The following is a 14,720-nucleotide window of genomic DNA, read 5'->3' on the forward strand; positions in this document are numbered from 1 at the left end:
CTATCGGCTGTTCCGATAGGCCTTCGTTTCGTTTTTTCCAAAGCAAGAGGCTATCTCAGTATGGGGAAAAGGATACTACGCTTTGCCTCCGGACTTCTCTTTATCTATATAGAGCAGGTTTGCTGCCCATATGTTTGGAAAATCTTCTCGTACGGCCTTGAACATGGAGATGTTCATGATAACGCAAATGCCGAGGAGGGGGATGGCGGCCAAAACGACCAGCGCTTGGATGATTTCCAGCCCGCCTACAAGCAGGACGCCCAAGACGAGTATGGAAAGAGAAATGCACCAGATGTACTTTGAAGTGACACTGGGTTCCTGATCGCTGAGGATTTCCTTGGAAGACATGGAGGCCATGACTCGGGTCGCCGCGTCGATGGTGGTCGTAAGGAAGATCGTACAGCAGATGAGGAAGGCCGGGGACATGATCTGGTGGAGCGGGGTGAGGCTTACGACCTTGCTGACGGTATTGGGCAGGCCGTTGGCGAGGTAGAAGGCGTAGACGTCGAATTGTCCGGTGTATTGGAGGTAGAGCGAAAAGCCGCCGAAGATGACGCTGAACAGGAAAGAGGACAAACAGCCGAAGAAGTACACGCCGAGTACGGTTTCCCGGAGCGTCCGGCCCATGGAGATGCCGGTGAAGAAGATGGCCATCATGGGGCCGTAGGCGAGGAACCATGCGCCGTAAAATACGGTCCATTTGGCGGGGAACCCGCTGGCGTTGAAGGGATCGGTCCACCCGGAAACGCGTGGGAACATGTCGAGGACCATGCCGAGCGTGTTGGTGCCGAGACTGAAGAAGTATCCGGTGGCACCGCCGATGAGCACGATGGCGAGCAATGAGAGGGCAAGGATGGAGTTCATGTCGCTGAGCAGGCGCATGCCCTTGCTGAGCGGCTTGCGGATGCTGCCGAGCGTGATGACCGTAAACATCCCGAGCACGCCGAGATGAAGCGCCTGAGTGTCGGGAAGGCCAAAGTAGTCTGCATACAATCCCGATACGAGCTGCACAGCGGTGGCGAGCGTCGATCCGATGCCCCCGGCGAGGCCCATGATGATGAATACGTCGAGGCAGACGCCGAACCAGCCGTCGATGAGCTTCCTGCCGAAAAGAGGGGTGAGGCATTCGCTTACGCGCTGCTTTTTCACCTGACGCACGCCCATGAAATAGAAGATGGGAATGCACGGGATGAGGTACAGCACCCAGTAATAGGGGCCCCAGTGAAAGAAGGTGTAGGCGGTCGCCACTTCGTAGCTGTAGGCGGCGTTGTTGGTGATGAGCGGTTCCACCATGGACCAGTTCACCATGCCGATGCCATGCCCGGCGGCGATGATCATGCTTCCCCAATGGAAATTGTTGAAAACGGGCTTTTGGTCATGCCCGCCGAGCTTGATCTTGCCGTAGGGGGAAAACGCGATGAAAAAGACAAAGAAACCGCCCAGCAGATACAGCAGGATATACCCCCATCCGAAGCTCTTTGCCGTGAAGTCGTAGATGGACTGGATCATCCCCTGCAACGACGAGGCGTAGAAGATGAGGGGGGCCGAAGTCAGGAGAACGATGGCTATGGTTGGGAGAAGGATCTTTTTGTCGAGGGCGGCGTTACTCATGGAAGGCTCCTTTGGCAGCGTCTCTTCTGAAGGTCATCAGGGCAAATAGGCAATGGCATCCATTTCCACGTCAAGGCCGTCGTATATGCCGGCGCTGGCGACGGTCATCCGGGCCGGATAGGGAGCGGAAAAATACGATCTGTAGACAGATTCGAATTCCGGGAAGTGCTTCATGTCGGAAAGGAAGGCCCGGCAGTGAACGACAGCGTCCAGCGTGCCCCCGGCTTCCTCAATGATGGCCTTGATGTTTTCCATGATCCGGCGCGTCTGGGCGGCGACGCTCTCTCGCTCGAAGCGGCCCGTTTCCGGGTTGGCGCAGAGTTGCCCCGAAAGGAAAAGCAGATTGCCCGCTTTGACGGCCTGCGAATAACTTCCGACGGCTGCCGGGGCTCCTGTGGCTGAAACGGTCTGGCGCATGCTTCTCTCCTCATATGCGGCGCGCTTCCGGGCGCGGTAGGCGGGTACTCCCATGTCAGGGAAGGAACTGTTGATAGTAATGCGCCGCCGGACGCTTCCTGTCATCGGACAAATATCAAAATATGCAGTCCTCTTTTCCTGCATTTGTAGGAAAAGGCAGGGGTTGCGTTTTCTTTGTGAAATGAATGCGTTTCCGTGGAAAATCGATGGAATGTGGGCGGAAAGGCGCATCGCATCCGCTTTTTGCATACGGAGAAAAGGCTTTTCCGCGCCACTATGCCCTTTTCGCACAAATGCTGAAGATCGGTTTTTTTTGTTTTTTCATTATAATGGATTAGATGCATGTAGGATTTTTGTTCCCTCTAACAGGGTGTGACTTTACAAGGTACGGCGGGCACAAGCGTATGAGACAAACGACGGAGCCTTGCACAACCTCACGACTTTGATACAGAAAAAAGGATTCCTTGAAGGGAGGATGCGTTCCAACAGCAAAGCTGTGTTCAGGAGGCGCGGTATGATCCAGAATTTCATACAGGAACAGGTTGACACCCTTGCGCGGACTCTCCAGCGCTCAGTGGCCATTGACGACGTCGGCATTAACCTTGTCGCGGTCTCGAAACATTTTGACGATGCGGACGATGCGCGGGTCAGGGCCATTCTGGCAAGGACGCTGGAGGAGGATTCTTGCCAGTACCTGTTCTCCTTCGGCATAGTGGCGACTCGGGATAAGATTGTTCGCATCCCCGAATGCCGGGAGCTGGGCTTCAAGGAGCGCTCCTGTTACCCTATCCGCTGGCAGGAGCGGACCCTGGGCTACTTGTGGCTCGTCGGCAAGGTCAGCCCGGCGGAGGACAAGGCCGCCGTGGCCTGCGCCGGAGAGCTGGCCGTGCCCATGTTCAGCATGCAGCTTGAGGGCGAGCAGGCCTTCAGCAAGCATGAGCTGATCGTCCGGAACCTGCTTTCCGTGGATACGCGCTGGGCATCAAGGGCCGCCGCCATCCTGTCGCGGCAGGGGAGGATACGGACGGACCGGAAATACCGGGCGTTTAGCGCGGCAACCCGCAAAGGAACGGGCGGCCAGCACAGCGAGCTGACCTTCCTGCGTAAGCAATTCAGGGAATTCACCGCCGCGCACGGCGAGGCGGCCCCCTTGTTCAGCGACTTTTCTCCCGAGCTTGTGATCGTCGTCCCGGCCGATTCCAGCCTTTCCGACCCCGGCACCCTTATGCGCATAGCCTGTTCGGGGCTCAATGCGGACTTGCGGATCGGCATCGGCCCTGAGGTGGACGTGCTGCACCTGTACGATTCCTACGCACAGGCCTCGTCCGTGCTTCAGGTGCTCCGGGCCATCCCGAACCTGGGCCCCTGCTCGACGTGGGAAGGCCTTGGGGTCTACGGCAACCTGACGCTGCTGACCCGAAATCACGAGGACGCCCAGCTCCCGCTGACCCCCAACATCGCTGCGCTCCGGGAGGAGGATTCCGCGCTGTTCGACACGCTGGAGCTCTTTCTCGACAATGCCGGAAGCATCGCCAAGACTTCCGAGGAACTGTGCATCCATCGGTCGACGCTCTATTATCGGCTGAAACGGATCGCGGATATCACGGGTACGGATCTCAATTCCGGTCTGGATCGGTTTACGCTTCACCTCGAACTCAAGCTGTTCCGGCTCACCAGCGTCCTCCTCGGCGACGACGAGCCAGCCACTGCCTGAGCCGTGAAGCGGCGAAGCCGCCCCGGGACGTTTCCGGGGCGGCTTCGCAAAAGGATACCCTGTGGAGAGGTTCAGTAGGAGAAGCCGTTGGAGGGCAGCAGGGTGTCGGTGTAGAGTTTGCTGTTGATGTCCTCCCCGGCGAGGAGCCCCGTCTGGATCGCCGTTTCCGTGTACCACGAGCCGAGGTAGTCTCCGGCGAGGTAGATGCGCCGCGGCGTGCGCATCAGGAGCGGCTGGAGCTTGTTGCGCCCGGGGAAGCAGTAGGCGAGCCCCAGATGGAATTTTTGGACGCTCTGCTCCACGACGAGAGAGCCAAAGCCGGGGAACACCTCTTCCAAGTCCTTGCGGTAGATTTCGAGAACCTTTTCATCCGGCAGATTGATGAGGTCGCGTGCCAGCTTGGCGGGGGAAAAGACCATGAAGGAAGAGCCGGGCTGGCGTTCGCTTTCCATCGTCCGTACGAGGTTGGACATGTTGAAGGCGATGTTGAAGGAACGCTGCGGGGTGCAATAGGCGTACACGCTGTCCCAAGGGCGGCGGCCGGTTTCGTTGGTCAGGAAGGCCCCCGAGACGTAATGCCCATACTGGATCTTGCCAAGGGCGTCGTGGACGAGGGGATCGAGGTTTTTGGTGATGCGGTGGGTGATTGCCGCGGGCGTGGTGATCACGGCATACCGGGCCTGTTCGGTCACTTCCTTGCCGTCGCTCTTATAGGTCACTTCCACATGGTCGCGGTGCTGTATGACCTCAAGCACCTCGGCTCCGAGCTTCACCTTGTCCCCGAGCGTGTGCGCGATGGCCTGCGGCAGCGTCGCCGCACCGCCCACAATGTTGCGGGCGAGACCGGAGCTCTTGTCCCACACCAGCAGAAAGTAGCCTACGCCGGCCCCGGCCGAAATTTCCTCGGGATCGCCCGACGAACGCGAGACGGTGGGGCGGAAAAAGGCGTCGGCTTCTTCGGACAGCGGACCGGTGAACTCGGAGAATGTCTTGTCCGCCATGAAGTCATAGATGCGCTGCTGGCGGACTCTGTAGTCTTCGCCTTTGCGGGGCTTGTTGACCTTGCCGTAGGCATTGACGGCGCGCATGACCTTGATCCCGGCTTTGACGATTTCCCAACGCGCCGACCATGAGATCGGCAGGCGGAACGGGTAGAAGTTGACGTTGCCGTCGTTGAGCACTTTGCCTTTGTAGGCCAGGGCGGCAAAGGAGCCTTGCAGGTTCAGCGCGTCGACGCCGACTTCCTTCAACAATTTGTCGGCGAAAGAACCTTCTCCTCCGAAGACGTGCCCGCCCCAGTTGAGCCAGTAGGCTCCGCGCCGTTCGGAACGCAGCCGTCCGCCGATACGGTTACTGCCCTCAAGAACGAGCACATCGCTGTGGCGAAGACGCCAAGCTGCTGACATCCCAGCAATACCACCACCGATAACAATTGCATCTCTCATGGAAGCGCACCTCATGCTGCATGCGGAAGTTGTTTCATGTTGAAGAGTAGGTTGCATAAGGTTTATCTTTTTGTCTTCGGGCAAATATCAAAAAGATGGATGCATTTTTCCTACAATTGTTTGATGCCGGCTGATATGGGAAAGGTTGCCGAGCATTAGGCGTCCGAACACTCGGATTGCCCGCTCCCGAAAAGCATAGGCCCGTTCATGCGTTTCCAGTATCTGCTGGGCATTACCATATGGTAATGGGTTCTGTTCAGGTATGGCACATTCCCCTGCTGCAGAAAGGGGTTACGCGCCGGGCATCGTCCCAACGCTTGGCTCCCCGGCCCTTTCCACTTGCACCAAAATGGTGCAGAATGGTGAGGAAAGATCAAAGTGATGTTCATAGCCTGTTCAAATAAAATGCTTTTGCAACGGGAAAAGGGAGCGTCCCCGCACGGTTTCCCGGAGGGATGCCCAGAGGAGTATGGCCATGGAAATCAAACGGGTGCACATTGCGTACTTTAGCCCGACCGGAACGACGAAGCGGACGTTGCGGGCGGTGGCCGAAGGCTTCGGCTGCTCCGAGCTTTCCGAAACGGACTGGGGCGATCCCAAAAGCCGCGCCGCAATCCTGAAAACCGGGCCGGACGAGCTGGTGATCGCCGGGATGCCGGTTTATTACGGACGCATTCCGTCGTTGTTCCATGAGGGGCTGCCGTTGCACGGCGAGGGCACGCCGTTCGTGCCGGTCGCGGTGTACGGCAACCGGCATTACGACGATGCGGTTCTGGAACTCAAAACGCTCGGCGAGGCGGCGGGGTGCGTGACGCTCGGTGCCGCCGCGTTCGTGGCGCAGCACTGCCTCAATCCCGATATGGGCCGTGGGCGCCCCGACGCTTCCGATCTCGCGGTCATGAAGCGTTTCGGCAGTGCTCTGCGGGCCAAGGCGGATGGCCTTGCTGGTTCCATGCCGCCTCTGAGCGTGCCGGGGGCTGTCCCGTACAAGGAGTACAAACCGACGCCGTTCGCGCCCGAGTTGCTGGACGCCGAAACCTGTATCCGCTGCGGCCTGTGCGCCCGGACGTGCCCGGTTCGGATCATTGATTCCGAGACATATGCCGTGACCGAGCCGGACGCTGCCTGTTCTGCTTCGGCTGCGTGCGTATCTGCCCGGTCGCGGTGCGCGGGCCGCGTCCCGAAGTCGCGCCCGTGTTCGCCGCTCAAATGGCGGGATTGGCAGCCCGATGTACGGAGCGCCGCGAGCCGGAATTGTTCCTTTAGGGAGAGCATCCTGTTTTATCAAATAAACAAGGGCTTGGCCTTCCTTCAGTGATGGGAGGCCGAGCCGAGCCATGTGTCGGCCATATCCCTGACCGCCGCGACCACGGAAGCGATTTCCGCGCGGCTGATGCCATCGAAATGGATGCCGCACACGGCGCAGACGCAGCAGCCGAGTTTGGACGCCGCACGTTCGGCAAGCTCGGCGGCGAGTTCGCCCTCGCGGTGCCCGTTGCGGTCAAGACGGCGGATTTCGCCGTCAGCGCACAATGCCGCCGCGCCGATGTGCGGGGCGTCGCCTCCGGTCACGCTGACGAGGCAGTCGCCGCCCTGCCGCCGGGCGTTCAGGACGATTTCCTTGCCGCGCACCAGCCGGGTCAGTGTCGCGTCGCCGATCATGATCCTTCCCACCTCCTGAAGCCGGGGGCTTCCAGCCGGAATTCGCGCATGATCTTGCCCACGATGTGGGTGGTCATATCCTCTATGGATTGGGGGTGCTGATAATAGGTCAGCATCGGCGGGAGGATGGTCACGCCCATTTCCGCGAGCGCGGTCATGTTGCGCAGGTGGACGAGCCCGAGCGGGGTTTCGCGGGCCACGAGCACCAGTTTGCGGCGTTCCTTGAGGGTGACGTCGGCGGCGCGGAGGAGCAGGTTTTCCGCATACCCGTGGCAAATGCCCGCCAGCGTTTTCATGCTGCACGGCACGACCGCCATGCCTTCCGTTTCAAAGGTGCCGCTGGCGATGACCGCGCCGATGTTGCCGATGTCGTGCGTGCGGAAGGCCAGCCCCGCCAGATCCGTTCCGCTCATGCCGGTTTCTTCGTGCAGGACGCGCTCACCCGCCTCGCTGGTGACGAGGTGGACTTCCCAATCCTTTTCTCTCCGCATGGCCTCAAGCAGCGAGACGCACAGGATCGCGCCGCTGGCTCCGCTCAATCCTACGACAAGACGTTTTTTCATGGTGTTATCCTTTTGGCGGAAGCGTTGGTATGCCCGGTAATCCAAGGATGCGCCCCGGAGCGGTTCCGGCGGAGGCGGCCGGCTCGTGCCGAGGACGCATCCTTGAGGCTCAGATGAGGAATTTCCCGGGGTCGACTTCCATAAAAGGAGCCCTTTGGAAGCGTTCTTTCTGGTCAAAAGGCACGGTGCAGTCGAAGATGGCCTTGCAGCCGACCCCGCGTGCTGGGATGCGGGCATCGTAGAGCGGCGACTGCGTGGGATCGAGGACGTGCCCGCGTACGCCGGGTAGAAACACGGTGTCGAGATTGCCCTGATAGCGGGTGGTCATGGCCCAGAGCACGTCGCTCATGTCGAAAGGGTCCACGTCGTCGTCCACGAGGAAGACATGCTTGAGTTCGGGGAAGGCCGAGAACGCGAGCAGGGCGGCCTGACGCTGGCGGCCTTCGTCGGCGATGGTGGCCTTGCGGAACTGGAGCACGGCCATGAATTTCCCGCCGCCGCAGCTTGCGGCGTATACGTTGCGCACGCGGCCCGGCATGGCCCGCTCCACAAGGCCGAGGATGCTGGCTTCGGTGGGGATGCCCGCGAGATTCACATGCTCTTCGCTCGGGCCGATGGTCGTCTGCATGATCGGATGCAGCCGGTGGGTTACGGCGGTCACGCGCATGACGGGGGTTTGCGGATCGGAGGGGCCGCAATAGCCGGGGAATTCGGGCATGGCTTTGCCGTTGCCGGACTGGGCGTCCTCGGCGATGCGCACATTGGGCAGGATTTCGCCCTCGATGACGTACTCCGCCCACGCCAGAGCCTTGGCATCCACAGTCAAACAGGCGCACTGTTCCACGGCCCGTCCGCGCAATGCTCCGGCGATGGCCAGTTCGTTGAAGCCGATGGGGGTCATGGGCGGCTCGAAGCACGCGCCGAGATAGATGGCGGGATCAAGCCCGATGCTGACGGACACGGGCAGAGACTTGCCCGCGGCCTCGGCCTTGGCGCGGAACACGTCGATGTGGCGGCCCGGCGAGAACCAGACGGACAGGGTATCCGGGCCTTGCAGGCACATGCGATGGATGGTCACGTCCTCGTCGCCGTTTTCCGGATCTTTCCCGTACAGGAGGCCCATCGTGACATACGGCCCGGCGTCCTCGGGGGTATTGGTGGGCGCGGGGACGAGGCGGCGCAGATCAAACCCCGGCTCGTCGGCGCGGTGCACGGCTTCCTGACAAGGGGCAATTCCCTTGATGGCGGTAGGCTGGATGAGGTGTTGAAGGGCATCCATGAGGTGCCAGCCGAGGCGCTCCGGCTCCGTGCCGAGCAGCAGGGCGGCGCGTTTGCGGCTGGAGAGCACGCCGATGGCGACCCGTGCGCCGGGATGTCCCTTCACCTTATTGAAAAGCATGGCCGGGCCGATGCGGGTGGGGCGGGCCACCGTGCCGCCCGCGCCGATATGCCGGTATGCGCCGCAGAGTTCCGCCACGGGATCGGCTTCGACGTCTGTTTGGGCGAGTTCGCCGTGCTGGTCCAGCAGTTTGAGGGCTGTGCGCAGATCTGTAATATCGGCGGCGGTGAGGGACATGGGAAGCTCCTTGGATACGGAGGTTGGCGAATGTTTTTCCGAGGGGCTTCCCGCCCCTTGGACTCCCCCGGCAGGGAGCACTGCTCCCTGCACCCCCGGGGCCGTTTCGCCTTGCGGCAAAACGGCTGTGGGGCGTCTGGGGATTTTTTTGTATTCTTTTTTATTGTGATAATGCAGGGAGGTAAAATAGCGATACGGGTTAAAGGAAGTTTTTCGCCTTGTTACAGCATCATGGTCATCGGGAAACGGTAGGCGATGGACCCGGTGGGGCAGGCGATGCGGCAGCAGCCGCAGTGCCAGCACTGGGACGGGTAGGCTACCGCCGGGCCATCGTCGGTCATTTTGAGGATGTGTCCGGGGCAGCTTTCCACGCATGAACCGCATTCCATGCAGTGGCCGCAATGCATACAGCGTCCGGCCTCGGCAACGGCAGCTTCGGCCGCGAGCCCGCCGGAGAGTTCGGCAAACGCCAGTTCCGGGCCGTCGCTGGCGGCAGGAGGCAGGATCTGCCGGGCGGCGTGCTCGTGGTAGTCGGCGTGCATGATTTCCTTGAAGGCCACGACATGCGGCGCGGGCAGGGCGGGGACGTGCTCTTCGCGGACCCGCCCGGTTTCATCGATCCAGATGTCGAGGTTCTCGGCGGGGTCCATGCCGGAAAGGGCCTTATGTACGGCAATGGCGGCCTGCCTGCCGTGCCCGATGGCCCGGGCGATGAGCGAAGGGCCGTTGGCGATGTCTCCCGCCGCGTAGAGGCCGGGAACCGACGTGCGGAAGGAGACGGGATCGACGGCTACGAAGCCGCGCGGGGTGCGGGCCATGTCCACGCCTTCGAGCGGGGTCTCGTCGGTTTGCAGACCACTCGCGCAGATGACCAGATCCGCGTTCATGTACAGGGGATCTCCGGGAGCGAATTCCGTATGCAGTGCGCCGGTTTCGTCAAAGGAGAACGAGGTTACGGGCCGGGCCTCGAAGCGGAGGCGTCCGCCTTCCGGGGCGACGGCGTGGCTGAGGTGGCTGTTGTGGATGACGATGCCTTCGTCGAGGGCTTGTTGCACCTCCTCGGCGGGTGCGCGCATGGCGTCGGTAGGTTCGAGGCAGACGATATGTACGGCATCGGCGTTGAGGCGGCGGGCGGTGAAGGCGCAGTCAAAGGCGACCCCGCCGCCGCCGAGGATGACCACGGTTTTCCCGGCGAGGGACTGGCGTTCGAGCGTGGAGCGCTTGAGCCAGCCCACGGCGGGAACGAGGTGTTCCTTGCCGGGGATGTCGAGGCGGCGTTCCTTCCACAGGCCGACGGCGAGGATGGTCGCGTCGTAGGTGTCGAGCAGGCTTTGCAGGGTGATGTCGCGGCCCACGGTGACGTTGGTGCGGACCTGCACGCCGGAGGCTACTACGGCCCCGGTTTCGCGGTCCACCACATCCTTGGGCAGCCGGAAGTCGGGCACGGCATGGCGCGGCACCCCGCCCATGACCGGCGCGCTCTCGTAAACGGTGACGGCGTGCCCGAGCAGGGCGGCGAAGCGGGCGGTGGTGAGCCCGGCGGGACCGGAACCGACCACGGCGACGCGCTTGCCCGAGGCGGGCAGGGGAATGAAGCGGGTTTCATGCCCGGTGTCGGCGGCAAACCGTTCCAGCGCATGGATGGCGACGGGCTCGTCGTATTCGGCCCGGTTGCATTTGGTTTCGCACGGATGCGGGCACACGCGCCCGGTGATGCCGGGGAAGGGGTTGCGGGCGTGCAGCCGGGCGAGGGCCTTGCCGGTTTCTCCGGCGGCGATCAGCGTGTGCATCTGCTGGATGCCGTTGCCGAGGGGACAGGCATGTTCGCAGGGCGACGTGCGGCCCTGGCGGTGATCCCCGCGTACCTGTATGGTGATCCTGTTCCATTCCTTGCTGTAAATCGGAGGCATGATGCGTTCCTTCGTATTGACCGGATGCTCCGGCGTTGCGTCTGATAAGGCGGCTCCGTTTTCGGATCGGCCGGGGAGAATGCTCCTCCCGCACCGGGGCCGTTGCGCCGGAGGCGAAACGGCCTTGCCGGGTCAAGGGGCGGCTCGCCCCTTGCGGGGTTCCGAGGGGCAGCGCCCCTCGGCGGGGTTCGGGGCGGCGCCCCGTCAGAGCCAAAAAACTTCAGGCCCGTCCGCGCCCCGGCGTACGGCGAGCACGCGGTCGAGCGCCGGGTCCTTTTCGGGATAGTCGCTGCGGCGGTAGATGCTGCGCCCGCTTTCCCGGCGCTCGAGCGAGCACAGGGTGGACAGGGTGGAACTCTGGAGCAGGTGCAGGGACTCATGGGCAAGCATCAGTTCGTGCATGTTCGAAGCGGAAAGCTTGTCTGCCTGCGAACCTATGAAGGCAAGGCGCTCCAGCGCGACTTCCATCCCCTTGCCGTTGCGGACGAACCCCATGTAGTAGGACATGACCTGCCGGATCGAGGCTTCAAACATCGCTTGCGGCAGGGCGTCCCCGCGCGGGGCCAGAGGTGCGGCAATCCGGGCGCGCTCGGCTTCGATCTCGGCTTCCAGCCCGTCGAGATCCGGCACCGCACCGGCTTCACTTGCGGCGGAACGGCCCGCAAGGTAGCCGCTGCACATGGAGCCGGAGAACGTGTAGAAGACGCACCCGTTGTACAGGCCGGGCACCGTGCTCCTGAATCCGTCGTCCGTGGCGAGCATACCGCTGAACTCGATTTCGGAAAGCTCCACTTCCATCGGCGCGGTGGCGAAATCCACGCCGCGCTGTTCGCAGTAGTCAAGGAACGTGGCCTTGTCGCCGGGCATCAGCGTGTACTGGAGATGCCGCAGGCTTTCGGCATCGATATGGCGCATTTCCATGTAGAAAGGCGGCCCGTTGCCTTCGACCTGCTGCTGGTAGGTGCCGCCCACCTGAAACTGGCGGGGGCAGTTTTCCATCATGGGATGGTAGCGGCCCATGAACCGCTCGCCGAGGGCGTTGAGCTCGTGCGCGCCCGCGCTGTTGATGCCGTTCATCCCGGCGCAGCCGAAGCCCTTGGGGACGAGCGTGGCCTGTTGCTTGATGTCCATGTTGATGATGTCCGCCCCGGCTTCGTAGGCCAGTACGAACTGGCTGCCGGTATTGAAGGGGCTGTGCCACGTGTTGTAGGGGTTGCCCGTGGAGTTGGCGGTGGCGCGGTTGCAGCTGTTGCCGAGCGCGAGGATCACCCCCGCCGCCCGGATGACGTAGAAGGTGCCGTCGAGCACGTTGTATCCGGCCGCGCCGACCACCCGCCCGTCCTTTTTGAGGAGCTTCGTGATCATCACGTGGTCGAGCACGTCCGCGCCCATTGAGCGTATCTTGCGGGCTATGAGGCGTTTGATCATCTGCCCGTCGGCGATGTTGATGTACCACGCGGGTTCGCCGCGCCCCGCCGTGCGCAGGTAGCTGCCGTCCGGGTTGTGGAGCAGCTTCACCCCTTCGCCTTCGAGGAAGTCCATCATGGCGGGCATGACTTCGCCCCAGTCGCGGATCTGCTTTTCCGAATAGCCGCTGCTCGGCTTGAGGTAGGCTTTCACCAGATCGTCGATGGTGTCCTGCGGCTCGTCCGTATTGAGCACGGCGATGAAGTGGTCGTTGCCGCCGCCGAGGCAGCCGGAGCTTTCGAGTTTGCCCTTATCCACCATGAGAGTACGGATGCCCGCCTGCCGGGCCGCGAGGGCCGCCCCGCAGCCCGCGGCCCCGGTTCCGAGGATAAGGAGTTCGGTTTCAAGCCGGATGGTCTGTGATGCCGTCATAATCATTCCCCTTGGGGCTGCGCGAGGCAGACCGGATCAGGATTGTTCTTGCGGATAGCGTATTGATGGGCCGTGACCGCGCCGAGGATGGCGAAGCCGGTAAGGTCGGCCCACGTGTCGGGCCATACGAAGACCACGCCCGCCGCCATGAGCGCCAGCCGGAGCGGGAAGCGCAGGCGTCCGTGGAGATAGCCTTCAAGGCCGCTGGCGAAACTGTAGACCGCCGCTGTGGCGACCACCGCCGTCCAGAGGATTTCGGGGAGCGAGCCGTCGAGGATGAGCGCGGGCCGGTACATGAACACAAAGGGAACGATGTAGGCCGCGACGGCCAGCCTGACGGCCTGTACCCCCGTCGCGTTGGGGTCACCCTCCGAAATGCCCGCGGCAGCGTAGGCGGCCACGGCTACGGGAGGCGTAATGGCGGAGATGGCCGAGAAGTACACGATGAACAGATGCGCGCTCATGAGTGAGAACTTGAATTCCAGCAGGGCCGGGGCCGCCAGCGTAGCGGTGAGCACATAGGCCGCCGGGACGGGCATACCCATGCCGAGGATGATGCAGACGATGGCCACCATGCTGAGGCACAGGCCGCTCTGGCCGCCCGTCGCCGCGAATACGAGGCTGGTGAACTTCCCGCCGAGGCCGGTGAGCATGATCCCGCCGATGACCATGCCGGCGGCGGCCGAGGCGTTGGCCACGGTCAGGATGCCGAGCCCGGTCTTACGGATGACTTCGTATAGTTCCTTGATGCCCATGCGGTGGCCGGGAATGAGCCAGCTGATGACGACTACGGACGCGGTGGCGAGAAGGCCGACGACCGTGGGGTTCACGCGCTGGATGATCAGGGTCACGAGCAGCGCGATGGGAATGATGTAGAGCCAGTTTTCCTTGAGGACGGTCCACGCGCTTTCGTGGTCGGTATCTTCGGAAATGGGGCGCATCCCCTTGAGCACGGCGCGGTAATGGACCTGCATCATGAGGCCGAAATAGTAGATGATGGCCGGAAGGGTGGCGGCGATGGCGATCTCGATGTAGGGGATGCCCGCCACGTCCACCATGAGGAAGGCCGCAGTGCCCATGATCGGGGGCAGGATGGAAGCGCCGGAACAGGCCGATGCCGCCACGGCCCCGGAGAACGTCTCGCCGTAGCCGAGGCGCTTCATGAGCGGGATGGTGATGCTGCCGGTGGTGACGACGTCGGACACGGGGCTGCCGGACAGCGTGCCGTACAGGGCGCTGGCGATGACGCATATCTTGGCTGGCCCGCCGCGCATACGTCCGGCGATGGAAGCCGCGAGCCTGAAGAAGAAGTTGCCGCCGCCCGCCGCGTTGAAGACCTGCCCGAACAGCACGAACATGAACACGTAGGTACAGGCCACGCCGACCGGGGTGCCGAAGATGCCGTCGTAGGTGTAGACCATGCGGTCAAGGAAGACTTCCATCGTGGAGCCGCGATGTCCGAAATAGCCGGGCAGGTATTCGCCCACGAAGTTATAGACGATGAACACGAGGATGATCCCGAGCAGAACCGGGCCCACCGTGCGCCGCGTGACTTCCAGCGTCAGCAGCACGAAGGTCGCCGTGACCGCCCAGTCGGCGGGCGTCAGGGGATCGACGCCGGTCCAGCGGGTGACGAGTTCCGCCCCGTTCAGCACCATGTAGGCACCCGCCGCGAGGCTGATACAGGCCAGCAGGATGTCGGGCACGGGGACGTTTTCGGACTGTCCGGGCTCGGTGCGGATCGGGGTGTAGCAGATGAACGTCAGCGTTATCGCGAACGAGACGAACAGCGAGCGCAGGATGAACGAGTCAATGAACCCGAACGGCGCTCCATACAGTTCCACCGCCGCAAAAAGGACGACGAGCACGCCGACGATCCTGCTCCATAGGGGGGACAGCTTTCTGCGTCTGCCTTCCTTGAAGAACAATCCTAGCCTCATAACCATACTCCTTGGGGCGAACCCCCTCCGCGCGGCGCCGCCT

The 14,720-nt window shown here is 62.4% G+C and carries 11 protein-coding genes; 2 read left to right on the plus strand and 9 right to left on the minus strand.

Annotation, left to right across the window (positions count from 1 at the left end):
* Window positions 1-75 precede the first annotated feature (75 nt).
* Both T370_RS0103750 and T370_RS0103755 read right to left on the minus strand, forming a co-directional pair.
* On the minus strand, window positions 76-1,611 hold the full coding sequence (locus tag T370_RS0103750) for a BCCT family transporter (protein ID WP_029434792.1): 1,536 nt from the start codon (window positions 1,609-1,611) through the stop codon (window positions 76-78).
* Between the two features lie 36 nt (window positions 1,612-1,647).
* Window positions 1,648-2,028, minus strand: a complete 381-nt coding sequence (locus T370_RS0103755) for a Rid family detoxifying hydrolase (RefSeq protein ID WP_005024639.1) — start codon at window positions 2,026-2,028, stop codon at window positions 1,648-1,650.
* Window positions 2,029-2,542: 514 nt separating this feature from the next.
* Here T370_RS0103755 and T370_RS0103765 point away from each other — a divergent pair.
* The gene (locus T370_RS0103765; RefSeq protein WP_029434793.1) at window positions 2,543-3,742 is read left to right on the plus strand and encodes a PucR family transcriptional regulator; all 1,200 of its coding nucleotides are present in this window, start codon (window positions 2,543-2,545) and stop codon (window positions 3,740-3,742) included.
* A gap of 71 nt (window positions 3,743-3,813) precedes the next feature.
* Here the strand turns inward: T370_RS0103765 and T370_RS0103770 are convergent, their stop codons facing one another.
* Window positions 3,814-5,244 (minus strand): flavin monoamine oxidase family protein, encoded by a 1,431-nt coding sequence (locus T370_RS0103770; protein WP_005024637.1) that lies wholly within the window; start codon window positions 5,242-5,244, stop codon window positions 3,814-3,816.
* A 418-nt stretch (window positions 5,245-5,662) separates the two neighbouring features.
* On the opposite strand from T370_RS0103770, the gene T370_RS22610 reads away from it, so the two are divergent.
* Window positions 5,663-6,505: a 4Fe-4S binding protein gene (locus tag T370_RS22610; RefSeq protein WP_248604200.1), complete on the plus strand. Its 843-nt coding sequence runs from the start codon at window positions 5,663-5,665 to the stop codon at window positions 6,503-6,505.
* On the opposite strand, the gene lpdD is transcribed toward T370_RS22610, so the two are convergent.
* The 6 genes from lpdD to T370_RS0103805 all read right to left on the minus strand — a co-directional run bounded on the left by lpdD (window position 6,499) and on the right by T370_RS0103805 (window position 14,677).
* Window positions 6,499-6,849, minus strand: a complete 351-nt coding sequence (gene lpdD / locus T370_RS0103780; RefSeq protein WP_009368617.1) for a prenylated flavin chaperone LpdD — start codon at window positions 6,847-6,849, stop codon at window positions 6,499-6,501. The two genes, T370_RS22610 and lpdD, sit on opposite strands and share 7 nt — an antisense overlap.
* A complete protein-coding gene (locus tag T370_RS0103785) occupies window positions 6,846-7,412 on the minus strand; it encodes a UbiX family flavin prenyltransferase (protein ID WP_029434794.1) in 567 nt (188 codons plus the stop codon). The genes lpdD and T370_RS0103785 overlap by 4 nt, the downstream gene beginning before the upstream one ends.
* A 109-nt stretch (window positions 7,413-7,521) precedes the next feature.
* Window positions 7,522-8,988, minus strand: coding sequence for a UbiD family decarboxylase (locus T370_RS0103790; RefSeq protein ID WP_029434795.1), 1,467 nt, complete (start codon window positions 8,986-8,988; stop codon window positions 7,522-7,524).
* A gap of 221 nt (window positions 8,989-9,209) precedes the next feature.
* The gene (locus tag T370_RS0103795; protein ID WP_029434796.1) at window positions 9,210-10,898 is read right to left on the minus strand and encodes an FAD-dependent oxidoreductase; all 1,689 of its coding nucleotides are present in this window, start codon (window positions 10,896-10,898) and stop codon (window positions 9,210-9,212) included.
* 204 nt (window positions 10,899-11,102) lie between these two features.
* Window positions 11,103-12,737 (minus strand): FAD-binding protein, encoded by a 1,635-nt coding sequence (locus T370_RS0103800; RefSeq protein ID WP_248604201.1) that lies wholly within the window; start codon window positions 12,735-12,737, stop codon window positions 11,103-11,105.
* 2 nt (window positions 12,738-12,739) lie between these two features.
* Window positions 12,740-14,677, minus strand: coding sequence for a TRAP transporter permease (locus T370_RS0103805; RefSeq protein ID WP_029434798.1), 1,938 nt, complete (start codon window positions 14,675-14,677; stop codon window positions 12,740-12,742).
* Window positions 14,678-14,720: the final 43 nt, after the last annotated feature.

Origin of the sequence: Bilophila wadsworthia ATCC 49260 (genome assembly GCF_000701705.1) — a bacterium.
Taxonomy (GTDB): domain Bacteria; phylum Desulfobacterota; class Desulfovibrionia; order Desulfovibrionales; family Desulfovibrionaceae; genus Bilophila; species Bilophila wadsworthia.